Raw genomic sequence first — 23,895 nt, 5'->3', positions numbered from 1 at the left:
GATCCGATTCGTCACCGCCACTTTACTTCCAAACGAAAGCACCCCTCCCGGTGCGGCGGAAGGGGTGCGGTGCGGCGGACGGGCGCTAGGTGGTTCCGTTCGCCTCGTGCTTCTCGTGCTTCGCGGGTGTGGGCGGCTGCTCGGCCTCCGGATCGCGCTGGGCGACGCCGTGTTCGGTGCCGTCGTCGGCCTCCTGGTCCGCCTCGGGATGTTCCGGGGAGAAGTCCGCGGGCAGGCCCTTGATGTGCTTGTTCATCGAGCGGATCAGCAGCACGGTTCCCGCCAGCAGGATCAGGATGATCACCAGGCCCAGCGGGGACGCCTTGCCGAACTCCGGCCCGGTCGGATTGGTCGCCTGGGCGAGCACGATGAGGGTCATCGGTCCGCGACCTCGGTGCCCGGGTCCTCGATGCCGGCGAACAGGTCGGTCTCCGGGATCTCGGTGCGCACCCGCGTGCGGGCCAGCTCGAATTCCTCGGTGGGCCACAGCCGTTGCTGCAACTCCAGCGGGATCGCGAAGAACGCGCCGTTGGGGTCGATCTGGGTGGCGTGTGCGCGCAGGGCGTCGTCGCGCTGCGGGAAGTACTTGGCGCATTCGATCTGCGTGGTGACCCGCGACATCGAGTCGCCGTGCTCGGCGGCCATGGTGCGGAAGCGATCCAGCCAGTCCTGCATGGGGAACGGCTCGCCGATGCGCTCGTACTCCTCGGCGAAGGTCTCCATCCGCTGAATGCTGAAACCGTGGTCGTAGTACAGCTTCAGCGGCGTCCACGGCTCACCCGCGTCGGGGAACCTCTCCGGATCGCCCGCGGCCTCGAACGCGGCCACCGACACCTTGTGGCACATGATGTGGTCCGGGTGCGGATAGCCGCCGTTCTCGTCGTAGGTGGTGATCACGTGTGGTTTGAACTCGCGCACCAGCCGCACCAGCGCCTCGGTGGCCTCCTCCAGGGGGACCAGCGCGAAGCTGCCCTCCGGGAGCGGCGGTAGCGGATCTCCTTCGGGCAGGCCGGAATCCACGAAGCCCAGCCAGTGCTGACGGACGCCCAGCGCCTTGGCGGCCTCGGCCATCTCCTCGCGGCGCACCTCGTCGATGCGGTCGAGAATGCCGGGCACGTCCATCGCCGGATTCAGAATGGAGCCTCGCTCACCCCCGGTCAGGGTGACGACCAGGACGTCGTTGCCCTCGGCCGCGTACTTCGCGGTCGTTGCGGCGCCCTTGCTGGATTCGTCGTCGGGGTGGGCATGAACTGCCATGAGACGATAACCACTCACGCCTGGCTCACCTCGTCGCTCACCGCATTCATCTCATCGCTCTCCGCCGCGGGTGTCAGATATCCATTCCCTATAGTTCCATTCGACCCTCGTTTGTTCCGACCCACCCCCGGGAGCGATCAGATCATGAGTGAAGCCCCGCCGGACACCGACCCGTCCGCGAGCCGGGTGGCCGATCGGTACGGCAGGTCGCGGCGCGGACCGCGGCGCTGGGTGGCGTACGCGCTCGGCGCGGTGGTGGTGCTGCTCGGGCTGGGCGTCGCCTATGTCGGCTACCGGAACTTCGGGCCGCAGGACATCGAGCCGGATCAGCTCGGTTACGCGATCGTCGACGACTCCACCCTCACGGTCCACTTCAAGGTGACCCGCAAACATCCCGACCAGGCGGTGGTCTGCTTCGTGCGCGCGATGGATGCCGACGGCAGCGAGGTCGGCCGCCGCGAGGTCCTGATCCCGCCCTCCCCCAGCGGCACGGTCGAACTGAACCCCACGGTCCGCAGCACGGCCCGCCCCGCCAACGGCAACATCTACGGCTGCAGCAACAAAGTCCCGGCTTACTTGCGGCCGGAGTAGATCCCGGCCAAAAGCGTGCCGGGATCAATGAAAGGCCAGCACGCCGGGACCAACGAAGGCCAGCGTGCCGGGATCAATGGAAGGCCAGCGCGCCGGGATCAATGAAAGGCCAGCGCGCCGGGACCGACGAAAGGTTGGCATGCTGGGCCGACGAAAGGTCGGCGGGCCGGGATGGGGGACCCGGTGGGTCGGATGACGAGAGGTGGTCCCGGCGCGGCGGCCGTTCGTCGGTCCCGGTGTGGTTGTGGCCGGGACCTGCGAAATTGGTTGCAAACATCGCTCCGACCTGCGAGTTTGTAAATCGTGCTAAAATAGCGCGATACACGGTTCCGAACGCTCGGAGCCGTGTTTGCTGCATTGGCGGCCAGCGTGTTGGTTCCCCGGGGCACACGATGCCGGAGGGAACAGACCTGTAGGGGTTACGACGGACATCCCCCGGGGATCGCTCCAGCCGTCCACTGCCGCCGTGTGCGTTTTCGCGGGCATTGTCGTGTCCGCGGGCATGCATAGGCGGCGGTTATCAGGGAATCCCGGCACGCCGGGAACAACTACTAGGGAGTGATCGAGATGACTGAGGCGAACGTGACCTGGCTCACACCGGAGTCGCACGAGAGGCTCAAGGGCGAGCTCGACGCGCTCATTGCCAACCGTCCGGTCATCGCGGCCGAAATCAACGAGCGCCGCGAAGAAGGCGACCTCAAGGAGAACGGCGGCTACCACGCGGCGCGCGAGGAGCAGGGCCAGCAGGAGGCCCGCATCCGCCAGCTGCAGGAGCTGCTGAACAACGCCAAGGTCGGCGTGCCGCCGTCGAAGTCCGGCGTGGCGCTGCCGGGCTCGGTCGTCAAGGTCTATTACGACGGCGACGAGAGCGATACCGAGACGTTCCTCATCGCGACCCGCGAGGAGGGCCTGGGCCGTGCGGACCTCGAGACCTACTCTCCCGCCTCGCCGCTGGGCGGCGCACTCATCGACGCCAAGGTGGGCGAGACCCGGGAGTACACGCTGCCCAACGGCAAGACCATGAAGGTCACGCTGGTCAGCGCGGAGCCGTACCACAGCTGACCGCCCTCGCCCGGGCGAGCGGCCGCACCGAATCCGGTGCGGCCGCCTCATCACCCGGTCGGCGCTCATGTCAGCGCAGGGCCCGCTCGATATCGGCCAGCAGATCGCTGACGTCCTCGATGCCGACCGAGAGCCGCACCAGATCGGCCGGAACCTCCAGCTCCGACCCCTCGGTGGAGGCGTGCGTCATGGCGCCCGGGTGCTCGATCAGCGACTCCACCCCGCCCAGCGATTCGGCGAGGGTGAAGATCCGGGTGCGGGCGCAGAAGTCCAGCGCGGCCTGCCGTCCGCCGCGCAACCGCACCGAGATCATGCCGCCGAAGCGGCGCATCTGCTTCTGCGCGACCGCGTGTCCGGGATGGTCCGGCAGCCCCGGGTAGATCACCTGGGTGACGGCCGGATGCTCGGACAGGAACTCCGCCAGGGTCTCGGCGTTGTCGCAGTGCCGATCCATCCGCAGCGCAAGGGTTTTGATGCCGCGCAGGGTCAGGAACGCGTCGGTCGGGCCGGGCACCCCGCCCGCGCCGTTCTGCAGGAAGCCGAAGGCGGCGTCCAGCTCGGCGTCGTCCGTGACCAGCGCGCCGCCGACCACGTCGGAGTGACCGCCCACGTACTTGGTCGTGGAATGCAGCACGATGTCCGCGCCCAGCAGCAGCGGCTGCTGCAGGTACGGCGAGGCGAAGGTGTTGTCCACCACCAGCTTCGCGCCGCCGGTGTGCGCGATATCGGCCAGGGCGGCGATGTCGCCGATATTGAGCAGCGGGTTGGTGGGCGTCTCGACCCACACCAGCTTGGTGTTGGGGCGCAACGCCTTCCGGACCGCATCCGGATCCGAGACCGCCGCCACCGAATACTCGATGCCCCAGTGCCGGAACACCTTATCGATCAGCCGGAAGGTGCCGCCGTAGGCGTCGTCGGGAATCACCAGGTGGTCGCCGGGCCGCAGCGTGGCGCGCAGCGTGCAGTCGGTCGCCGCCATGCCGGAGGAGAAGGCCCGGCCGTAGCGACCCGATTCCAGGGCAGCCAGATTGGCCTCCAGCGCGGCGCGGGTCGGGTTGCCGGTGCGCGCGTACTCGAAGCCGCCGCGCAGCCCGCCGACACCGTCCTGGGCGAAGGTGGAACTCGCGTAGATCGGGACGTTCACCGCACCGGTCTGCGGATCGGGATCGAATCCGGCATGCACGGCCCGGGTGGAGAAACCCAGCTGATCGTCGGTCATGCGTGCTGAGTGTATGGAACCCGCTCGAGCGCCCGCGCGCGGCCCTGGCAAGCCGCGCGGTGAACACCCGCCGCGCGCCACGCCCGGCCGATAATGTGATCGGCATGGTTACCCTGGACGAGCTGTTCGCCATCGATTCACTGCTCACCGACACCGAGCGCCAGATCCGCGAGACGGTCCGGCAATTCGGCGAGCAACGGCTGCGGCCGCACGTGGCCGAATGGTTCGAGCAGGGCACCTTCCCGGCCCGCGAGCTGGCCCCCGAACTCGGCAAGCTCGGTTTGCTCGGCATGCACCTGGAGGGCTACGGCTGCGCGGGCACCTCGGCGACCGAGTACGGGCTGGCCTGCCTGGAGCTGGAGGCGATCGATTCCGGTGTGCGCAGCATGGTTTCGGTGCAGGGCTCGCTGGCCATGACCGCCATCCACAAGTACGGCTCCGAGGAGCAGAAGCAGCGGTGGCTGCCGGAGTTGGCGGCCGGGCGGGCGATCGGCTGTTTCGGCCTGACCGAACCCGACTTCGGCTCCAATCCGGGCGGCATGCGCACCCGGGCCAAGCGCGACGGCTCGGACTGGATTCTGAGCGGCGCCAAGATGTGGATCACCAACGGCTCGGTGGCCGACGTGGCGGTGGTGTGGGCGCGCACCGAGGACGGCATCCGCGGCTTCCTGGTCCCGGCCGACACCCCCGGTTTCAGCGCCCGCGAGATGCACCACAAGCTGTCGCTGCGCGCCTCGATCACCGCCGAGCTGGATCTGGACGGGGTGCGGCTGCCCGCCGACGCGCTGCTGCCCGAGGGCCGCGGCCTGGCCGCGCCGCTGGGATGCCTGTCGGAGGCGCGGTTCGGCATCGTGTTCGGCGCGCTGGGCGCGGCCCGCGACTCCCTCACCGCGGCCATCGATTACGCCCGCACCCGCGAGGTCTTCGACAAGCCGCTGGCCGCCTATCAGCTCACCCAGGCCAAGCTCGCCGACATGGCGGTCGAGCTGGGCAAGGGAATGCTGCTGGCGCTGCATCTGGGGCGGCTCAAGGACGCGGGCGGGCTGCGGCCCGAGCAGGTGAGCGCGGGCAAGCTGAACAGCACCCGGGAGGCGCTGGCCATCGCCCGCGAATGCCGCACGATCCTGGGCGCCAACGGCATCACCCTGGACTATCCGGTGCTGCGGCACGCCAACAATCTCGAGTCGGTGCTCACCTACGAGGGCACGGCGGAGGTGCATCAACTGGTGCTGGGCGAGGCGCTGACGGGGTCCAAGGCCTTCCGCTGACCGACGTCACAGTGTGTCGAATGCTGTCCGATTGCTAGGATGCCCTGGTGTTTCTGCTCGGCTCCGCGTTGCTCGAAGCGTCTGCGCGTAAGACCCTGAACCGCCTGCACAAGACGCACGGAGCTCCGGCGTCGGCCGCCGCGCGAGAACTGCCCGTCGTCTGCGCCGCCCTGGATCAGCATGCCGCGGCCGTCCGCGACATTCTCGATCTGGGCGTGGAGAATTCGGATGCGACGCCGGTCAGCGTGCTGCTCGCCGGTTATGCGCGCGGGCTGCTCGAGCACTCCGGCCGCGCCGCCGTCCGGGCCCCTCGCGATCTCGACGACTGGGCCGAGGCCGATTGGCTGCAATTGCGATTGGCGGGCGTGTGCCAATTGGCTGCCGCCCAGGCGTGAAGGGATCGGGCCCCGGCTTTGCGCCGGGGCCCGATGTTTTCAGTATCGGTCGGGTGGGGGGCCGTAGCCCTGTTGGCCGTAGCCGTAGTCGGGGCGGTTGCCGTAGTCGGGTTGTCCGGCGAAGCCCTGGGGGTCGTAGCCGCCGGGGTGGGTGGCGCCCATGGACTGGGGTGACCACTGGCCGGGCTGGGGGGCCTGTTGGCGGCGCGCGGCGTCCTCGCGGCCGCGCTGATACGCCTCGGCCTGGCCCTTGAGCTCGGGCATCTCGCCCTCCATCGTGTCCAGCCAGCCCTCCCAGCGCTGCTGCATGGGCCGGATCAGGCCGCCGCCGATGCCGACCACCAGCACGCCGCCGATGGTGGCGAGCACGGTGATCAGGATCGGGGTGGTGACGGAGGTGGCCACGCCGATCTGGTTGAGCGCGGCGATGATGCCGACGCCCCAGATGAACACCGCCGCGATACGGCCCAGCATCCGGCCGTAACTCAGCCCGCTGAGCATGTTCGCGACCAGATCCTTCACCGCGGTGGCGATCGCGCCCGCGATGCACACGATGACGATCGCGACCGCGGCCCGGGGCAGCCAGGCGACGATGCCGTTGAGCATCGTGCTGATCGGATTGGGCCCGAACACCCCGAACGCCAGCTGCAGCGCGATCAACAGGATCGCGTAGTAGACCAGCTTCACCAGAATGCCGGTGGCGTCGTATCGGCTGTTGGCCAACATGTTCGACACGCCGCCGCGATCGACCAGCCGGTCGAAACCGACCCGGCGTAAGACCCGGTCGGCGATTTTCCCGGCGGCCTTCGCGACGAGCCAGCCGACAAACAGGATGATCAGGAATCCGACGAATTTCGGCACGAACGTCGCGACCGAACTCCACGCGTTCGACAGCCCCTGCTGGAAATCGATAGCCAAACTGGAGGTGCGCACGGACCCATCCCTTCCGCTATCGCGCATCCCGGCCGTTTGCCAGAATGCCCTCACCGGCGGTTATACCCCTCGAAGTTGCTCGTATTCAGGCATTTGCGTGAATATTGCTGCCTTCGAGATACAAGTCGGGCGAACGACGCTCAGTACGCCGAGTCGACGTTGTCCATCGAGCCGTAGCGAGAGGCCGCGTAGTTACAGGCGGCGGCGATGTTGGCGACCGGGTCGTAGATGTCCCACGCGGTGCCGTCGACGTGGAACGCCTGGAAGGTCGGGTCGATGACCTGCAGCAGCCCCTTGGACGGGATGCCCGCGGCGGCGTTCGAGTCGTAGAGATTGATGGCCCGCGGATTACCCGACGACTCCCGCATGACATTGCGATAGATACCGTCGTAGCTGCCCGGGATGCCGTGGGCGGTCATGATGTCGAGCGCGTGGTGGATCCAGCCGTCGAGGTTGTCGGGATAGACCGGCGGCGGAGGCGGCGGAGGCAGGATCGGCAGCGCAGGCAGGGGCGGCAGGATCGGCAGCGGAGCGGGACCCGGCATCGGCGCGGCCACGGTATGCACGTCCGCGGCGGGGGCGGCGGTCGCGGCGATCGTCGACGCCAGCGCGACCGGCCGTACCTCGTCCGTCCGATGGCCTCCGGCGGAGGTGATGGCGGCAAAGGCGGTCAGGGCCAGGGCGGCGGATCCGGCGGTGCGCGCGACCGCCTTGGCTCTGCTGCTCTTCGGTGAGTTCGACATTCGACGTGGGTTCCTACTCTGGGTTCGGCCGTCGTCGGCCGGCAGCAGGCAGCACTCGGCAGGGGCGAACCCGGGTGGGCTCGTCCGAGCGCTGGATGCTGTTGTTCGGGAAGGGGAGGCGGAATGGCTCCCCACTGACACGACTCGCGCCTCAGCGGTGGCCGGGTGGTCCGGCGAGGGCGCGGGAAGCGTTCGCGGCCGCGGCGGCGAACGCGACGCGGGCGATGCTCGTGGGCACCCTCCACGCGGTCGTATTCCGCATAAGCGTTGATGACTCCTCGTGCTGTTCAGACTTCAGGTCTGTTTCCGTCGAGGTCACAGGATGGTTGCGGTAGGTTACTGTAAACTGAATCGAAAATGAACAGAAGATGAACCGCCTCGATTCGAGCGATCATCGATGACGGCTATGACAGCCGGAGCTGCACCTTTACGTGTTACACACCAGTGGCCGGGATCACGGAAAAAGTCATCGTGTCGCGCTGGACTTCGGTGATTTGCCCGATTTGTGGCAGAGTTCCGGAGGGCTTTGGTAACAACTCGGACTCGGTCAGCTGTGCGCCGCGGCGGGCTTGCGCTCGTCCAGTTCCATGCGCTCGAGGATCGTCTCGCTCGCGGGCAGCGCGGCGGCGACGGAGTCGATCGCGTCGGCGGCGGGCTCCTGCGCGGGGGCGTCCGGCTCGGTGGTGAAGCGCCGCAGCGCGCGGACGACCAGCGGTAGCGCCAGCACCATGAGCAGCAGGCGCACGCTCTGCACGCTGGTGATCAGCGGCATGTTCGCGTGCATCCCCTCGGCGGTGGCCAGGATCGCGTTGATGCCGCCCGGCGTGGTGGCCAGGTAGAGGTCGGACAGCTCCACGTCCACGACCAGCGCCAGGCTCAGCGCCAGCGCCGCGACCAGCGCCGACAGCACCACCACCGCGGCGGTCATGCCCGGGATGAGGCGGATCATCTCGCGCACCACGGCACGGGTGAACCGGGTACCGACCTCGAAGCCGATGATCACGAACAGCAGCTGCTTGAACAGATGCGTCGGCGCATAGCCGTGGCTCAACCCGGTCGCGGTGAGGGCGGTGGTGAGCAGCATCGGGCCCAGCAGCGCGGCATTGGGCAGCCGTAACCGGCGCCCGAGCCGGGTGCCGACGATGCACAGCATGATCGCGATGGAGAGACCGGCGATCTGGTCACCGCGGCCGACGATCATCCAGCCCGGCAGATCGGGATTGGTGACGACACTGGGGGCCGCCGACCCCGCGGTGTCTCCGGCGCCCAGCAGCGCGGCCAGGGCGGGCGCGGTGAGCGCGACGAAGGCCACGCGCAGGTACTGCATGAACGCCACCCGCCGCGGGTCCGCGCCGAGTTCGTCGGCGCAGCTGACCACGGCCGCCGAGCCGCCCGCCATCATGCCGAGCGTGGCCGTGGGCAGGTCCATCTTCACCATCCGGGCGAAGACGACCGCCACCAGCACGCTGATCGCCAGCGTGGCCACGGTGACGGCCAGCACCGGCAGCAGCGCCCAGCCGATCGAGCCCAGCAGCGAGATCTCGAGGTAGCTGCCCATCAGCACGCCCAGCATGGCCTGCACGCCGACGGTGACCCCGTGCGGCAGCGGGGCGGGCAGCCTGCCGGACAGGGCCAGCACCGCGCCGACGATCAGGGAGACGATCATGGCGGGCGCGGGGAACCCCACGCGCCCGAGTAGCTCCGCGGCGGCCACTGCCGCGGCCACCAACGACACCCATGCGATCGCCTGCCACCGTGTCATATCAATCGATCATTGTCATCGACTGTGAACATCCGGTAACGACGCAGTTATCCTGGCCGCTTGCTGCCGTGATCTCTGCCGCTCGGATAAATACCCAGGTATTAAAGGAAATTCGTCATGGGGTTGTTACCGGGTGGAAGTTGTTCGGGGGCGGGGGTGTGTCCAACAACCGTCGGTGGATCCCGGCCAAAAGCACGCCGGGATCATGGGGGTGCGCACACGCCGGGATCATGGGGGATCAGCGGACCGCGGGGATTCCCGAGCGGCTGAGGAAGGCGAGTAGGTCGTGGCGGGTGATGACGCCGATGGGCTTGCCGTCCTCGACGACCATGAGGGCGTCGGTGGACTCGAGTTCCTTGGTCGCGGCGGAGACCGGCTCGCCGGAGCCGATGAGCGGGAACGAGGGGCTCATGTGCTTGGCGATCGGGTCGGTGAGGTGGGCGCGGCCCTCGAAGACCGCCGACAGCAGGTCTCGTTCGGAGACGCTGCCCGCCACCTCGCCCGCCATGACCGGCGGCTCGGCGCCGACCACCGGCATCTGCGACACGCCGTACTCGTGCAGGATCTCGATGGCGTCGCGCAGCGTCTCCTGCGGATGGGTGTGCACCAGGTCCGGCAGCGCCCCGGACTTGCCGCGCAGCACGTCGCCGACGGTCGGCTCGGCGGTGCTGCCGTCCAGGCGGGTGCGCAGGAAGCCGTAGGAGCTCATCCACTGATCGTTGAAGATCTTCGACATATAGCCGCGGCCGCCGTCGGGCAGCAGCACCACCACGACCGCGTCCGGATCGCGCCGGGCGACCTCGAGCGCCGCGACCACGGCCATCCCGCACGAGCCGCCGACCAGCAGGCCCTCCTCGCGGGCCAGGCGGCGGGTCATGTCGAAGGAGTCCGCGTCGGAGACGGCGATGATCTCGTCGGGCACGGTCGGGTCGTAGGCGCTGGGCCAGAAGTCCTCGCCGACACCCTCGACCAGGTACGGGCGGCCGGTGCCGCCGGAGTAGACCGAACCCTCCGGATCCGCGCCGATCACCTGGACCGCACCGCCGGACATCTCCTTGAGGTAGCGGCCGGTGCCGGTGATGGTGCCGCCGGTGCCGACACCCGCGACGAAGTGGGTCACCCGGCCCTCGGTGTCGCGCCAGATCTCCGGGCCGGTGGTCTCGTAGTGGCTGGCCGGGCCGCCCGGGTTGGAGTACTGGTTCGGCTTCCACGCGCCGGGGATCTCCCGCACCAGGCGATCGGAGACGCTGTAGTAGCTGTCGGGGTGCTCCGGCGGCACGGCGGTCGGGCACACCACGACCTCGGCGCCGTAGGCGCGCAACACATTTCGCTTGTCCTCGCTGACCTTGTCCGGGCAGACGAAGACGCAGTGGTAGCCGCGCTGCTGGGCGACGAGGGCCAGGCCCACACCGGTATTGCCCGGGGTCGGCTCGACGATCGTCCCGCCCGGCTGCAGCAGGCCCTGCTCCTCGGCGGCATCGATCATCTTCACCGCGATGCGGTCCTTGGAACTGCCGCCCGGGTTCAGGTATTCGATCTTCGCCGCCACCAGGCCGGAGTTCGCCCCCACCACCGAGTTCAACCGAACGAGCGGGGTGTTGCCGATCAGGTCGACGACATGGTTCGCGATGCGCATACCCCCCATCGTTGCAGAACCGCGCTCCCGCCTGGGCACTGGCAGCCCGTCGCATTGCCCGACACGCCGCGACACCCCTGATCTCGCTGTGAAAGATACCGAGACGAGGACTCGTTTCGGCAATATCATCGCGGGCGTGAGGATGCCGAAGACCGCTCGTGCCATCGCTGTCGTGCTCGGGTCCCTCGGGGCGGCAGGCGCTGTCGCGTCGTCGACCCAGGCGAGCGCGCAGACCGTCGAATTCCCGCAGACGCCCAGCGTGTTCTACGGGGGCCTGTGCTGGGGCAACATCCGGACCTGGGCCGACACCAGTCCCGACTATCCGGGCCGCGCCGTGCTCAATGTGCAGGCGCTGCCGATCCAGGGGGTCGGGCCCGGGCAGTACCCGCTAGCGCCGCTGTGCAATGTCGACACGACGGTGAGCTGGACCAACACCACGACCGGAGCCACCGGGCAGTACCGGTTGAACGTGGTGTCCGGTATCTACGGCAGCATTCTGTACGCGCTGTTCCAGGACACCGGCCCGGGCCACATCGAGGTCGTGGTGACCACCAACAACCTGAGCCTGCCCGCGCACGGCTCCTTCGAGGTGCCCGGTCCCCCGCCGGGGCCGATCCCGATTCAGGGGCGGTGACGACACGCCCGCTCGGGCATAATTTCTACAGCACGAGCCGACCAAGCCGAGAGGCCCTGACTTGTATGGCCAGAAATCGCGGAGAGGCGGGTGGCGCACGATCGCGGTGACGGGTGCCGCGACGGTGGTGGCGGGCTCCAGCGCCACCACCGCGTCGTGGGCGGCCTACCGGCTGCTCATGGCGCAGGCGCAGGCGGCGCGCACGGTCATCGGACGCGACACCTCGAAACCGCCCGAGGCCGACGGCATCTACACCGCGGGGTGCGGGGAGCCCGCGCCCTGGCGCATCGGCGTGCCGTTCGATCTGCACCTCATGATCTTCGGTGACTCCACCGCCGCCGGTGTCGGCTGCGCGACCGCCGAGGAGGTGCTCGGCGTGCGGCTGGCCCGCGGACTCGCCGAGGCCACCGGGCGGCGAATCCGGTTGAGTACCAAGGCCATTTCCGGCGCCACCTCCAAAGGGCTGGCGGGACAGGTGGATGCGATGTTCGTCGCCGGGCCGCCGCCGGACGCCGCGGTGATTTTGGTCGGCGCCAACGACGTCACCAAGAAGCATTCGGTGCTGGCGTCGGCGCAGCGGCTGCGGCGCGCGGTGAGCAGGCTGCGCGAGGCCGGGAGCGTGGTCGTGGTCGGCACCTGCCCGGATCTCGGCACCGTGGTGGCGATTCCGCAACCCCTGCGTACCGTCGTGCACGGCTGGAGCGTGCGGTTGGCGCGCGCCCAGACCGCGGCGACGCTGGCGGCCGACGGCATCGCGGTGCCCATGGGCGATCTGCTCGGCCGCGATTTCCGCAGCACACCGGAGGCGCTGTTCTCCGCCGACGGCTTCCATCCCTCGGCCGCGGGCTACGAACTCGCCGCCGCGCACCTGCTGCCCGCGCTGCTGCGGGAGATCGGCGCCCCCGAGCCGGGTGTGCCACACCACATCGCGGCGACGTAGATTCGGGAGAGAATTCCCTTCGTGTGTACCGAACGGCCGCTTGGCCGTTCGCCCTCCGACAAAGGAGTCCTCATGCCCGAGGCCGTCATCGTCTCCTATGCCCGCTCCCCGATCGGCCGCGCGGGCAAGGGATCCCTGGTGAGCATCCGCCCGGACGACCTCGCGGCCCAGATGGTCCGCGCCGCGCTGGACAAGGTCCCGCAGCTGGCCCCCGCCGAGATCGACGACCTGATGCTGGGCTGCGGCCAGCCCGGCGGCGAGGGCGGTTTCAATATGGCCAAGGTGGTGTCCACCAAGCTCGGCTACGACTACCTGCCCGGCACCACGGTCAACCGCTACTGCTCCTCGTCGCTGCAGACCACGCGCATGGCCTTCCACGCCATCAAGGCGGGCGAGGGCGAGGCGTTCGTCTCCGCGGGCGTGGAGACCGTGTCGCGCTTCGACAAGGGCACCTCCGACGGCTGGCCGAACACCCACAATCCGGAGTTCGCCGAGGCCGAGGCGCGCACGGCGAAGCGGGCCGAGGGCGGCTCGGACGGCTGGACCGACCCGCGCGAGCTGGACCTGCTGCCCGACATCTACATCGCCATGGGCCAGACCGCCGAGAACGTCGCCCAGCTGACCGGCATCTCCCGCGAGGAGCAGGACCGGTGGGGCGTGCGGTCGCAGAACCGGGCCGAGGAGGCCATCAAGGCCGGGTTCTTCGAGCGCGAGATCACTCCGGTGACGCTGCCGGACGGCACGGTCGTGTCCACCGACGACGGCCCGCGGGCGGGCACCACCTACGAGAAGGTGTCGCAGCTGAAGCCGGTGTTCCGGCCGGACGGCACGATCACCGCCGGTAATGCGTGCCCGCTCAACGACGGCGCGGCCGCGCTGGTGATCATGAGCGATACCAAGGCGAAGGCGCTGGGCCTGACCCCGCTGGCGCGCATCGTGTCGACCGGCGTGTCCGGGTTGTCGCCGGAGATCATGGGCCTGGGCCCGATTCAGGCCGTGCGCAATGCGCTGCGACTGGCGGGCAAGACCATCGACGACCTCGACCTGTACGAGATCAACGAGGCGTTCGCGGTCCAGGTGCTGGGCTCGGCGCGCGAGCTGAACATGGACCTGGACAAGCTCAATGTCTCCGGCGGCGCCATCGCCCTGGGCCACCCGTTCGGCATGACCGGCGCTCGCATCACCGCCACCCTGCTCAACAATCTCCAGACCCACGACAAGCAGTGGGGCCTGGAGACCATGTGCGTCGGCGGCGGCCAGGGCATGGCCATGATCATCGAGCGGTTGAGCTAGCGCACCGAGCTAAGGAACTCGCTCACCAAAGGGCTTGCCACCGAACGGAATTCCTCGAAATAGGCATGCCGGGCACCGGGAATGATCTCCAACCGCGCCCCGGGGATGCGCTCGGCGATCAGCGGCGCGTTCTCGACCGGGTTGAAGCGGTCGTCCCCGCCGTGCACCACCAGCGTGGGAGCGGCGATGTCCGGCAACACATCCCACGCGTCGTGGCGGTGGCTGGCGATCAGGTGGCGGCGGCGGGCGTACGGCGGCATGGCCGGGTCGCCGAGGGTGCGGTACGGGCCGGAGGTGGTGGCGAGCCAGGCCGGGGTGTACATGAGGTCGAGCAGGGTCCGCTCGGCCGTGGCCGGATCCGCGAGCAGCGGCAGGATCCCCGGATCCCGTTCCACCGCATGCCGCCCGCCCGGTGACGTGCAGCCGAGCACCAGCGCCCGCACCCGATCCGGATACCGCGCCGCCACCCACTGGGCCACCCGGCCGCCCATCGAGGTGCCGTACACATCGGCCCGCTCCACGCCGAGATCGTCCAGGATCGCGATCACGTCCTCGGCGAAACCCGGTGTGCTGTACGGGATATCGGGCTTGCCGCTGTCGCCGCAGCCGCGATGATCGAAGGTGATGGTCCGATGCGTGCCGTGGAAGTCGTCGCGAATGCCGTCCCACCAGTGGTGATTATTGGACTGCCCGGCGATCAACAGCAGCGGAAACCCCTCGCCCGCAGTCTGATACGCGATACGAGCCCCGTCCGCGGCCTTGGCATACGGCATCTCCGGTTCCCTTTCTGCACCGAAAAACGGGTGGCCACCGGATATTCCGGTGACCACCCGTCAGACTATCGACCCCCGCTAGTCGTTTTGCAGGTAGCTCAGCAGGCGCAGGATCTCGAGGTAGAGCCAGACCAGGGTGACGGTCAGGCCGAGGGCCACGCCCCAGGCCGCCTTCTCCGGGGCCTGGGCGCGGATGAGCTGGTCGGCGGCGTCGAAGTCGAGCAGGAAGCTGAACGCGGCGATCGCGATGACCACGAGGCTGAACACGATCGACAGCGCGCCGCCCGAGCGCAGGCCGAAGCCGCCGGGGGTGAAGAAGGCCGCGATCAGGTTGCCCAGCATGAGCACCAGCACGCCGATCATGGCGCCCGCCATCATCCGGGTGAAGCGCGGCGTGACCCGGATGGCGCCCGTCTTGTAGACCACGAGCATGCCGATGAACACGCCGAAGGTGCCGAGCACCGCCTGCGCGATCAGGCCCGAACCGCCGACGCCGCCGAAGCGGACGTTGGTGAACATGAACGACAGCGCGCCCAGGAACAGGCCCTCGAAGGCCGCGTAGCTCAGCACGATGGCCGGGTTGTCCTGCTTGCGGCCGAACGACGCGATCATCACCAGCACGAAGGCGACCAGGCCGCCGACCGCCACGAACATCGGGGCCAGGGCGTGGTTGGCCGAGGTCAACCCGTAGGAGATGACCGCCGCGACGGTCACCACACCCAGCGTGATGCCGGTCTTGGTGACGACGTCGTCGATGGTCATCGGCCGGGTGGCCGGGGCCGCCTGATAGGGCTGCTGGTAGCCGCCGTAGGGCGGGTACTGCTGCTGGCCGCGCGAGTCGAACTGTCCGGCGCCCGCAGCCGCCGAACCGAACCCCGCGTATCCGCCCTGCTGTTTGGGCAGGTTCTTGAAGATCGGGTTGCTAGTGGTGCGCACCGTTCTCGTGCCTTTCCGAATGTCGCGGTCCACGTGGGTCGTGGCCGTTCTGAGTAACCAACGTGTCAGTGCCGGAGGTAGTTCCCGAACCGGACGAAGAAACGGACAAAACCGACTCTACCGTTCGCAATCTACTCCTGCCGGGCGTCGCGCAGACCACGGACCGACCGCGTCACCGTGAACTTGCGGTTGCGGCCCATCACCTCGGTCCGACCGACCAGACGCTGCATGACTCCACGGTAGTTCAGATGCGTGTTGTAGACCGTCCAGAGCTCGCCGCCGGGCCGCAGCACCCGCCCCGTCTCGGCGAACATCTTGATCGCCGATCCCGTGTGCACGGCCGCGCCGAGATGGAACGGCGGATTGCACAGCACCAGATCGGCACTGTGGTCGGCCACCCCGGCCATGGCATCGTCGCGCAGCACGGTCACCCGGTCGGCGACGCCGTTGGCGGCGGCGGTGGCCCGGGTGGAGGCGACCGCCGCGGCGGACTGATCGGTGCCGACGACACTGATGTGCGGGCGCGCCTTGGCCAGCGCGACGGCGAGAATGCCGGTGCCGCAGCCCAGATCGATGGCGTCGCGCGCGTCGGGCTTCATCCGGCGCAGATGCTCCAGCAGGAATCGGGTGCCGATATCCAGGCGCGCCCCGGAGAAGGCGGCCCCGTGCGCGACCACCTCGAGGTCGAGCTCGCCGATCTGCTGGTGCACCGGATACGGCGGCTCGCCGACGGGTTTGGGCCGCTGCGCCAACAGGATTCTCGACTTCTGCCGACCGCGACTGGCTCGCACCGATGAAAACGATTCGGCCAGAACGTCGTTCATCGCCGGGGTCAGGTACTTGTCGCGCGCGCCCGCGAACACCTCGACCTCCGGATCGGCGTAACGCGCGATGGCGTCGGCGATTTCGGCCAGGCCGGACAGGGCGCGCGGCAGCCGCAGCAGCACCACCCGCACGCCTTCGAACAGGCGGCGGCCCAGGGGCTGGGTGATGTAGCGGTCGGCCAGCCCGAGGGTGCGGGCGTTGCCGGCCAGCGCGAGTTCGCCGGTGAGCAGGTCCTGGTGGACCCGGACCCCGCGCAGATCGTGCGCGACCGTCGCGCCCAGGGTGAGCGCGCCGTAGCCGTCGTCGACGACGGCGATCCGGTCACCGCCCGCGGCGGCGAGGGATTCGGCGGCCACATCGAGGATCAGCCGATCCGCGGCGTCCACCGCGTAGAGGTTCACCGCCTCCACGTCGGGGTACCGCCGCAACCGGCCCAGCACGTCGTCGACCTCCAGCACATCTACAGTGTGCTAGATCGTTGCCGTGTCGTCGCGGCCACCCCGGGTGCACCACCGCATACCATCTGCACCATGCGTAACAGGCTGGCGTGGGTCGTCGTCGCGGGGTTCGTTCTGCTGACGGGTTGCTCGAACAGGTCCGACGCGCCCGCTCCGGCGACGAACGCGCGTACCCCGGTGCCGACCTCGGCCGCGTCGGCCGCCGAGCCGCCGCCCGTGGCCGCCACGCCGCAGGAGCATCCCGCGTCCCTCGATTCGAGGGTGACGGTCACCGCCGTGCGCATCGGCCATCATCCCGGATTCGATCGCGTGGTCTACGAATTCGGCGGCACCGGCACGCCCGGCTGGCGGGTGCAATACACCGATCGGGCGGTGCAGGACGGTAGCGGCAAGGCGCTCACCGTCGCCGGGCAATCGGTGCTCGAGGTTCAGATCCTCGGCTCGGCCTATCCGTGGGACAGCGGCGCGACCCCCTACGACGGGCCGAACCCGGCGACCGATCCGAGCGCCCCGGGCATCGCCGGTGTGTACGGCACCGCGGTGTTCGAAGGCACGACGCAGTCCTTCATCGGGGTGAACGCCGATCGCCCGAAGTTCTCGGTCACGGGCCTGCAGAACCCGGTTCGAGTGGTGATCGATATCGCCTCTCCCTGACACAGGAGCGCGCATGTCCTTGCGGCCGCACGGATTTCGTCTCGCCGCGGTGTCGATCATTGTGGCCGTCTCGATATCGGGACATGCCCCGGTGGTGGCGATGGGGCCGGACAATAGAGGCATGCAGGATCTGACGGGGTGGGTCGATCCGTTCATCGGCACTCGGCCCGGAGACGTGGATATGGGTACCGGCGGTGGGGCGGGAAACAACTTCCCCGGCGCCGACGTGCCTTTCGGCATGGTGCAGTGGAGTCCCGATACGGTGACGCCGCAGCACGGCGGTTATTACTACGACGACAACAGGATCAAGGGCTTCAGCCTCACGCATCTGTCGGGGGCGGGCTGCGACACCTATCAGGACGTGCCGTTCATGCCGTTCGTCGGCGCCATCGGGCCGTCCCCCGCGACGACGCCGGACGCCTACTACGCGACGTTCACCCACGCGCACGAAAAGGCGGTCCCGGGAAGGTATCAGGTCGATCTGGACAGCGGGGTGCGGGTCGAGCTGACCGCCACCCAGCGCACCGGGGCCGGTCGATTCACCTATCCCACAGGCAGTTCCGCGACGCTGCTGATGAATGCGGCCGGATCGATCCAGGGCACCGACGACGCGCAGGTGACGATCGGCGACAACTATGTCGACGGCCATGTGCACAGCGGGAAGTTCTGCGGCACCAACAGCTTCTACACCCTCTTCTACCACGCCGAATTCGATCAGCCCTTCGCCGAATCCGGTACCTGGAACGGGAATTCGGTGGGCACCGACACCTCCGCGGCGGGAACGCAGGTCGGCGCGTACGTCACCTTCGACACCCGCAGATCGGCGACGGTGAACGTGCGGATCGGGCTGTCGTTCGTCTCGCTGGACGGCGCGAAGGCCAATCTCGACGCGGAGAATCCCGGGCACGCCTTCGAGGAGGTGGCCGACGCGGCGCACGAGTCCTGGAACGCGCGGCTGAACCGGATCCGGGTCACCGGCGGCACCGACGACGAGCGCACCATCTTCTACACCGCGCTGTATCACGCTCTGCTGCAACCGAATGTGTTCTCCGACGTGGACGGCAGCTATGCCGGATTCGACAAGCAGATCCACGCCACCGATCCGGCGCATCCGATCTACACCAACTTCTCCGGCTGGGACATCTATCGCTCCGAGGTGCAGCTGCTGGCGCTGATCGCACCGCGGGAGGCGGCCGATATCGCCCGCACCATGGTGACTTTCGCACGCGAGGGCGGCGCCTGGGATCGGTGGACCGTCGCCAACGATTACACCGGTGTCATGAACGGCGACCCGTATCACAGCATCGTCTCGTCCGTATACGCCTTCGGTGCAACGGATTTCGACGCCGAGCAGGCGCTGGATCTGATGGTGAAGGGCGCCAGCGTGCCGGGCGTCAACAGCCAGGGCTACGAGGAGCGGCCGGGCCTGGCCGCCTATCTGATGCTGGGATACGTCCCCGACGCGGCGGCCGATACGCTCGAGTACACCACCGCCGATTTCGCCATCGCCCAGTTCGCGCGGCGGCTCGGCAACGAGGCGATCCACGACGCGTTCATGCGGCGAGCCCAGAACTGGCGCAAGCTGTTCAACCCCGCCACCGGCTACCTGCAGCCCCGCCACGTCGACGGCTGCTTCGCCGCGACCTTCGATCCGGCCGACCCGACCGGATACGTGGAAGGCAATGGGGCCCAATACACCTGGATGGTGCCCTTCAACTACCGGACGCTGATCGAGGACCTCGGCGGCGCGGCGGCGGTGAACGCGCGCCTGGACACCTTCTTCACCAAACTCAATGCGGGAACGCACGAACCGTACGCCTTCCTCGGCAACGAGCCGACCCTGGAGACGCCCTGGATCTACAACTACTCCGGCGCCCCCTACAAAGCCCAGGGCATCGTCGATCGGGTCCGGCGGGAGATCTGGAAGGCCGCGCCCGGCGGCCTGGTCGGCAACGACGATCTCGGCGAGATGTCGTCCTGGCTGGTCTGGGCGGCCATGGGCCTCTACCCCGAGGTCCCCGGCCGGGCCGAGCTGGTCATCGGCAGCCCGATGTTCACCGGCGTCACCATCGACCGGCCGAACGGGCCGCCGATCGTCCTCAATGCCCCGAACGCCGCCTCCGGCACGCCGTACGTCACCGCGCTCCGGGTGAACGGCCAGCCGTGGACCAAGCCCTGGCTCCCCGAGTCGTTCGTAATCACCGGCGGGACACTGGATTTCACCTTGTCGGCGACGCCGGACCCGGCCTGGGGCGCGGACCCGGCCGACGTCCCGCCGTCCTTCACCGACGGGAGCGGCAGCGACTGAACCGGCCTCGACGGCACCGGGTGAGTTTCGGCGATTTCCACGGTCGGCAGGCGATACGCCCGAATTTGCGGGATAATAACCAGACATTCGGCCGACGCGTATCCCGATGGTCGACGCTCACCCGAAGGAGCACGCACCATGACCGCTTCGACAAGCCCGGTGGACGAGAGCAACGACCTGGCACTCGGGGATTACCACCGATTCGCCAGGGCGGCGCTGGGTGAGCTCGGCGCCGAGCTGGTGACCGCCTGCGATATCGGTCCGGGTACCCGGGTGCTCGACATCGGCACCGGAACCGGACATGTGGCGCTGGCGGCCGCGCTGTCCGGTGCGGAGGTGGTGACCGTCGACACCGACGTGGACAACTGCACCGCCTGCCGGGCCGAGGCGCTGCGGCGCGAGGTGGACCTGGAGTGGGCCCGGGCGGACGCGCAGGACCTGCCGTTTCCGGACTCCTCGTTCGACATCGTGGTCTCCTCGGGCAGCGCGACCTTCCTGCCCGCCCACCAGGACGTCGCCGACGAGCTGCTGCGGGTGACCAGGCCCGGCGGCGTCATCGGCATGACCTGCTGGACCCGCCGGTCCTGGATCTGCGAGATCCTGGCCACCCTGGCCCACTACGACCCGCCCGCCGCGGACGCGCTGCCCGCCCGGCTGTGGAGCAGCAAGGAGCACCTGCTGTGGCTGTTCGGCGACCGGATCGCCGACCTGGACCTGACCGCGCACGGCTTCCGCCGCACGGCCCCCACCCCGGCGCAGTTCATCGAGTTCTTCGAGACCGCCTTCGACCCGATCCTCACCGCCTTCACCGCCATGGCCGACCATCCGGAGCGGGCCGCCGCCCTGCACACCGACCTGCTCGACCTGGCCGACCGCCGCAATCTCGCCGAGCCCGACCGGCCCGCCGAGTATCTGTTCGAGTACGTCGTGCTGACCGCCACCGCGGCGACCTGATTCCGACAGCGTCAGAGCAGATCGCCCATATCGTCCTCGTCGCCGTAGAGCAGGTGGTCGATCTGCTCCTCGGCCCCTTCCACCCCGTCCAGGGGGTCGTCGACATCGTCGTCGTCGCTGTAGGGTTCGCGTTCCCGGTCGCTCATACGACAATTCTCCGCCCCGGCACGGCGCGACATGCCCTCCCGCAGACCCCTTGACACGTTCTCGGCGGGCGACCTACCGTCACGAATAGAACCGGAATCGGATTCCGATTCTTCTCGTAAAGGAGTTATCCCATGGCCCGCCAGCGCTTCTGGACACTGCCGCGCACCCTCGTCGGCGCCGTCCTGGCGAACACCCTGATCGGCCCGTTGGCCGCCGACCTGCTCATCCCGGATATCGCGAAACAGCATCTGCACAACCCGAATTGGCCGCCGCACGCCAAGTTCCACGATGCGCAGTACGTCGGGATGGGCATGTTGACCGGAGCGATGGGGCTGCGAATCCTGCTGCGGCGCAAGGGCGATCAGCGAGCCCAGTTCTATCTGGCCGCGGCGCTGGGATCGGTGACCTGGCTGGGCATGTGGGGCGCGCTGCTGTTTCCCGGCACGGCGGCAAAGGATCCCGAGTTCGAATGCACCTCGCACCGGGTGCTGGGGATGGATGTGCAGCTGTTCATCGCGCTGGTGATGCTGGTCGGACTGTCCGCCGCGGTGGGCGTGGAGCGCGGCCGCGCCCGCCGGATCGCCGGGTAGCCTGCGGTCGGACGACCAGAGCAGGGAGATCGACGATGCCGAGCCCGACCACCCGCACCCTGCGCGCCGACGCGGCCCGCAATCGCGACCATGTCCTCGACACCGCGACGGCGCTGTTCGTCGAGCGCGGCGACGGGGTGCAGATGGCCGATGTGGCCCGCGCCGCCGGTGTCGGGGTCGGCACCGTGTACCGGCACTTCCCCACCCGCCGCGCGCTCATCGAGGCCGCGGCCCAGCGGCGCTTCGCCGAGATCCTCGACCACGCCCGCCGCGTCAGCCTGCCCGATCCCGATACCCGCCGGGCACTCACCGACTTCCTCCGGCATATCGCCGAGGTCCACGAGCGCGAGCGGACGCTGTCGAGCGCCATCGAATCGGTGATCGGCGACACCCAGCCGCACGGGGAGATCCGCGCCCGGCTGGCCGACCTCGGCGAGGAGCTGCTGGCCAGGGGCCGCGCCGACGGCAGCGTCCGGGCCGACGCCACCGTGCCCGACCTCTATATGATCATCGGGGCCGTCGCCACGATCAGCCGCGGCGGCATCGGCGACTGGCAGCGCTTCATAGAGATCGCCCTGGATGGCCTGCGCGGGACGCCGGAGTCGGGACAGGGGTAGTTTCGTGAGGCAGCCGGTGGCTACTCCTAAGCAATGTCGGTGCCGACCCGGGCACCGGACGACGACCGGGCTGGAGACCGGCCCGCGGGATGCGGTCCGCCGCCTCCGGCGGGTTGTCACGACAGCGGAAGGAATACCAGACAGATGCTGATGCTCACCCCCGACGCCATCGAGGCGGTCCGCACCATCACCTCCGCGGAGGGCACGCCGACTGAGGCCGGGCTGCGGATATCCACCGACGACGGTGCGGAGACGCTGCAGCTCGCGGTCGCCTCCGCACCGGCCGAGCAGGATCAGGTCCTGACCGCCGAGGGCTCCCGGATCTTCCTGGACGAGCAGGCCGCCGCCTTCCTGGACGACAAGATCCTCGACACCGGCCTGGACGCGGACGGCCAGGGCACCTTCGTTCTCGCCCAGCAGGACGCGACAGGCCAGTAGTCCGGCCGCCCCATGAGTGGTCGGGTACCGAAGGGGCGCCTCGCGCGCGGCCGCAGGGTGGGCCACCTGGCCGCGACCGAGGCGCTGCGCGGCGTCGGTACCCGGCTGTCGATGATCGGCAGGACCGAGCAGGCCCGGCAGCTTCTCGCCGAGCGGTCCACGCTGCGGACCGCGCAACAACTGGTCACCGTGCTCGGCGGAATGAAGGGCGCGGCGATGAAGCTGGGCCAGATGCTGTCGGTTCTCGATGTGAATCTGCTACCGGAATCGCATCGGGAGATGTTCCGCACCAAGCTCGCCGAGCTGCGCGACCGGGCGCCGACGGTCCCGTTCCCGGCCATGCGGGCGGTGATCGAGGACGACCTCGGGCCGCTGGCGCGGGTGTTCGCCGACTTCGACGAGACGCCGATCGCCGCCGCCTCGATCGGGCAGGTGTATCGGGCCCGGTTGCGCGACGGGCGTACGGTCGCGGTCAAGGTCAAATATCCGGGCGTGGACGAGGCCGTCGACGCGGATATGCGCAATCTGGCGATGATCGGCATGCTGTGGAAGTCGATCCTGCCGAGCGCGGCCGACAGCGATGTGCTGGACGAGATCGCCCGCACCATCGGCAGCGAGCTGGACTACGTGCGCGAGGCCCGCACCCAGCACCGGGTCGCCGCGCGCTATCGGAATCATCCGTTCATCACGGTCCCCGACAGCATCGGCGAGTACTGCGGGCGGCAGGTGCTGGTGACCGAGTTCGTCGAGGGCAGGCCGTTTCCGGAGATCCGGAATCTGCCTGCCCCGCAACGAGATCGGATCGGCGAGCTGATCTACCGCTTCTACGTCACCGCCCTGTTCACCGACTACGAATTCTGCGGCGATCCGCACCCGGGCAATATCCTGCTCGCCGCGGACGGGCGGCTCGCCTTCGTCGATTTCGGGCTCTACAACACGATGGACCCGGCCCACGTCGAACTCGAACGCACCTGCCTGCGCGCGGCCGGTGAGCAGCGGGCCGACGACCTGTTCCGGGAGTGGGTCGAACACCGCATCGTCGACCCGGATTCGGGCGTGACCGCGCAGGAGTGCCTGGAATACGTGTGGGCGGCCGCGGGCTGGCATCTGCTCGACGAGGAGATCACGATCACCCCCGAATTCGCCACCGGCGCAGTGGTACTCGCCATCGACCCCCGCGCCGCCGAATTCCGGGGCGTGCGCCGCCAGCGCCTCCCGCCCGAACACGTCTTCTCCCGCCGCGTGGACCTGTTCACCGTCGCCGTCCTGGGCCAGCTCGGCGCCACCAACAACTGGCACCGAATCGCCCGGGAATGGCTCTACCACGAGCCCCCGACCACCGAGATCGGCCGCGCGACCCTCGGCTCGTAGACAACAGGCAGCCCGCGAGGTCGACCGTCAGTGTGCCCCAGGGGAATACGCTGTCGTGCCGGGTCTGGATCGCGCCGAACGAGACGGCGAG

The 23,895-nt window shown here is 68.9% G+C and carries 25 protein-coding genes; 14 read left to right on the top strand and 11 right to left on the bottom strand.

Features of this window, described 5'->3' with window-relative positions; genetic code table 11:
* Positions 1–85: 85 nt before the first annotated feature.
* Positions 86–379, bottom strand: coding sequence for a hypothetical protein (locus tag HPY32_RS26140; protein WP_067576674.1), 294 nt, complete (start codon positions 377–379; stop codon positions 86–88).
* Positions 376–1,275, bottom strand: coding sequence for a mycothiol conjugate amidase Mca (gene mca / locus HPY32_RS26135; protein WP_231951243.1), 900 nt, complete (start codon positions 1,273–1,275; stop codon positions 376–378). The genes HPY32_RS26140 and mca overlap by 4 nt, the downstream gene beginning before the upstream one ends.
* A 126-nt stretch (positions 1,276–1,401) precedes the next feature.
* On the opposite strand from mca, the gene HPY32_RS26130 reads away from it, so the two are divergent.
* Together HPY32_RS26130 and greA are read left to right on the top strand one after the other, a co-directional pair.
* Positions 1,402–1,848: a DUF4307 domain-containing protein gene (locus HPY32_RS26130; protein ID WP_067583963.1), complete on the top strand. Its 447-nt coding sequence runs from the start codon at positions 1,402–1,404 to the stop codon at positions 1,846–1,848.
* A gap of 567 nt (positions 1,849–2,415) precedes the next feature.
* Positions 2,416–2,910, top strand: a complete 495-nt coding sequence (gene greA / locus HPY32_RS26125; RefSeq protein WP_067576672.1) for a transcription elongation factor GreA — start codon at positions 2,416–2,418, stop codon at positions 2,908–2,910.
* Positions 2,911–2,980: 70 nt separating this feature from the next.
* Here greA and HPY32_RS26120 read toward each other — a convergent pair whose 3' ends face one another.
* A complete protein-coding gene (locus tag HPY32_RS26120) occupies positions 2,981–4,129 on the bottom strand; it encodes a cystathionine gamma-synthase (RefSeq protein ID WP_067576671.1) in 1,149 nt (382 codons plus the stop codon).
* Between the two features lie 104 nt (positions 4,130–4,233).
* Here HPY32_RS26120 and HPY32_RS26115 point away from each other — a divergent pair, with 104 nt between their 5' ends.
* Together HPY32_RS26115 and HPY32_RS26110 are read left to right on the top strand one after the other, a co-directional pair.
* On the top strand, positions 4,234–5,397 hold the full coding sequence (locus HPY32_RS26115; protein ID WP_067583959.1) for an acyl-CoA dehydrogenase family protein: 1,164 nt from the start codon (positions 4,234–4,236) through the stop codon (positions 5,395–5,397).
* Between the two features lie 47 nt (positions 5,398–5,444).
* On the top strand, positions 5,445–5,792 hold the full coding sequence (locus tag HPY32_RS26110) for a DUF6401 family natural product biosynthesis protein (protein WP_067576670.1): 348 nt from the start codon (positions 5,445–5,447) through the stop codon (positions 5,790–5,792).
* 39 nt (positions 5,793–5,831) lie between these two features.
* Here the strand turns inward: HPY32_RS26110 and HPY32_RS26105 are convergent, their stop codons facing one another.
* The 4 genes from HPY32_RS26105 to HPY32_RS26090 all read right to left on the bottom strand — a co-directional run bounded on the left by HPY32_RS26105 (position 5,832) and on the right by HPY32_RS26090 (position 10,866).
* Positions 5,832–6,725 carry a mechanosensitive ion channel family protein gene (locus HPY32_RS26105; RefSeq protein ID WP_082870399.1) on the bottom strand — a complete coding sequence of 298 codons (894 nt, stop codon included), beginning with the start codon at positions 6,723–6,725 and terminating at the stop codon, positions 5,832–5,834.
* Positions 6,726–6,865: 140 nt separating this feature from the next.
* On the bottom strand, positions 6,866–7,468 hold the full coding sequence (locus HPY32_RS26100) for a transglycosylase SLT domain-containing protein (protein WP_067576669.1): 603 nt from the start codon (positions 7,466–7,468) through the stop codon (positions 6,866–6,868).
* A gap of 547 nt (positions 7,469–8,015) precedes the next feature.
* Positions 8,016–9,230, bottom strand: coding sequence for an AbrB family transcriptional regulator (locus HPY32_RS26095; protein ID WP_067576668.1), 1,215 nt, complete (start codon positions 9,228–9,230; stop codon positions 8,016–8,018).
* 238 nt (positions 9,231–9,468) lie between these two features.
* Positions 9,469–10,866: a cystathionine beta-synthase gene (locus HPY32_RS26090; protein ID WP_067576667.1), complete on the bottom strand. Its 1,398-nt coding sequence runs from the start codon at positions 10,864–10,866 to the stop codon at positions 9,469–9,471.
* Between the two features lie 142 nt (positions 10,867–11,008).
* On the opposite strand from HPY32_RS26090, the gene HPY32_RS26085 reads away from it, so the two are divergent.
* The 3 genes from HPY32_RS26085 (at position 11,009) to HPY32_RS26075 (ending at position 13,733) form a co-directional block, all read left to right on the top strand.
* Positions 11,009–11,500 carry a hypothetical protein gene (locus tag HPY32_RS26085; RefSeq protein ID WP_067576666.1) on the top strand — a complete coding sequence of 164 codons (492 nt, stop codon included), beginning with the start codon at positions 11,009–11,011 and terminating at the stop codon, positions 11,498–11,500.
* 106 nt (positions 11,501–11,606) lie between these two features.
* Positions 11,607–12,440, top strand: a complete 834-nt coding sequence (locus tag HPY32_RS26080) for an SGNH/GDSL hydrolase family protein (RefSeq protein WP_231951242.1) — start codon at positions 11,607–11,609, stop codon at positions 12,438–12,440.
* A 72-nt stretch (positions 12,441–12,512) separates the two neighbouring features.
* A complete protein-coding gene (locus tag HPY32_RS26075; protein WP_067576664.1) occupies positions 12,513–13,733 on the top strand; it encodes an acetyl-CoA C-acetyltransferase in 1,221 nt (406 codons plus the stop codon).
* Here the strand turns inward: HPY32_RS26075 and HPY32_RS26070 are convergent.
* The 3 genes from HPY32_RS26070 to HPY32_RS26060 all read right to left on the bottom strand — a co-directional run bounded on the left by HPY32_RS26070 (position 13,730) and on the right by HPY32_RS26060 (position 16,725).
* Complete coding sequence (locus HPY32_RS26070; RefSeq protein WP_067576663.1) at positions 13,730–14,506, bottom strand: alpha/beta fold hydrolase; 777 nt, start codon at positions 14,504–14,506, stop codon at positions 13,730–13,732. The two genes, HPY32_RS26075 and HPY32_RS26070, sit on opposite strands and share 4 nt — an antisense overlap.
* Positions 14,507–14,584: 78 nt before the next feature.
* Positions 14,585–15,442 carry a Bax inhibitor-1/YccA family protein gene (locus tag HPY32_RS26065; protein ID WP_067576662.1) on the bottom strand — a complete coding sequence of 286 codons (858 nt, stop codon included), beginning with the start codon at positions 15,440–15,442 and terminating at the stop codon, positions 14,585–14,587.
* 131 nt (positions 15,443–15,573) lie between these two features.
* Positions 15,574–16,725: a class I SAM-dependent methyltransferase gene (locus tag HPY32_RS26060; protein WP_067576661.1), complete on the bottom strand. Its 1,152-nt coding sequence runs from the start codon at positions 16,723–16,725 to the stop codon at positions 15,574–15,576.
* A gap of 72 nt (positions 16,726–16,797) precedes the next feature.
* Between HPY32_RS26060 and HPY32_RS26055 the strand changes: the two genes are divergently transcribed.
* The 3 genes from HPY32_RS26055 to HPY32_RS26045 all read left to right on the top strand — a co-directional run bounded on the left by HPY32_RS26055 (position 16,798) and on the right by HPY32_RS26045 (position 20,641).
* Entirely contained in the window at positions 16,798–17,379 is a 582-nt protein-coding gene (locus HPY32_RS26055; protein ID WP_067576660.1) for an AMIN-like domain-containing (lipo)protein, read from the top strand.
* A gap of 13 nt (positions 17,380–17,392) precedes the next feature.
* Positions 17,393–19,687, top strand: coding sequence for a GH92 family glycosyl hydrolase (locus HPY32_RS26050; protein ID WP_067576659.1), 2,295 nt, complete (start codon positions 17,393–17,395; stop codon positions 19,685–19,687).
* A gap of 138 nt (positions 19,688–19,825) precedes the next feature.
* Positions 19,826–20,641: a class I SAM-dependent methyltransferase gene (locus HPY32_RS26045; RefSeq protein ID WP_082870397.1), complete on the top strand. Its 816-nt coding sequence runs from the start codon at positions 19,826–19,828 to the stop codon at positions 20,639–20,641.
* Positions 20,642–20,652: 11 nt separating this feature from the next.
* Here the strand turns inward: HPY32_RS26045 and HPY32_RS45775 are convergent, their stop codons facing one another.
* The gene (locus tag HPY32_RS45775; RefSeq protein WP_267466773.1) at positions 20,653–20,787 is read right to left on the bottom strand and encodes a hypothetical protein; all 135 of its coding nucleotides are present in this window, start codon (positions 20,785–20,787) and stop codon (positions 20,653–20,655) included.
* Between the two features lie 132 nt (positions 20,788–20,919).
* Between HPY32_RS45775 and HPY32_RS26040 the strand changes: the two genes are divergently transcribed.
* From HPY32_RS26040 to HPY32_RS26025, 4 genes are all read left to right on the top strand, one after another.
* Entirely contained in the window at positions 20,920–21,378 is a 459-nt protein-coding gene (locus tag HPY32_RS26040) for a DUF6640 family protein (protein ID WP_067576657.1), read from the top strand.
* A 35-nt stretch (positions 21,379–21,413) separates the two neighbouring features.
* Positions 21,414–21,995: a TetR/AcrR family transcriptional regulator gene (locus tag HPY32_RS26035; RefSeq protein WP_067576655.1), complete on the top strand. Its 582-nt coding sequence runs from the start codon at positions 21,414–21,416 to the stop codon at positions 21,993–21,995.
* A gap of 144 nt (positions 21,996–22,139) precedes the next feature.
* Entirely contained in the window at positions 22,140–22,433 is a 294-nt protein-coding gene (locus HPY32_RS26030; RefSeq protein WP_067576654.1) for a hypothetical protein, read from the top strand.
* 12 nt (positions 22,434–22,445) lie between these two features.
* Positions 22,446–23,804, top strand: coding sequence for an ABC1 kinase family protein (locus tag HPY32_RS26025; protein ID WP_067576652.1), 1,359 nt, complete (start codon positions 22,446–22,448; stop codon positions 23,802–23,804).
* The last annotated feature ends 91 nt before the right edge of the window (positions 23,805–23,895 follow it).

The organism is Nocardia terpenica, from assembly GCF_013186535.1.
Taxonomy (GTDB): Bacteria; Actinomycetota; Actinomycetes; order Mycobacteriales; family Mycobacteriaceae; genus Nocardia; species Nocardia terpenica.
This window is presented reverse-complemented; position numbering and strand designations above follow the sequence as displayed.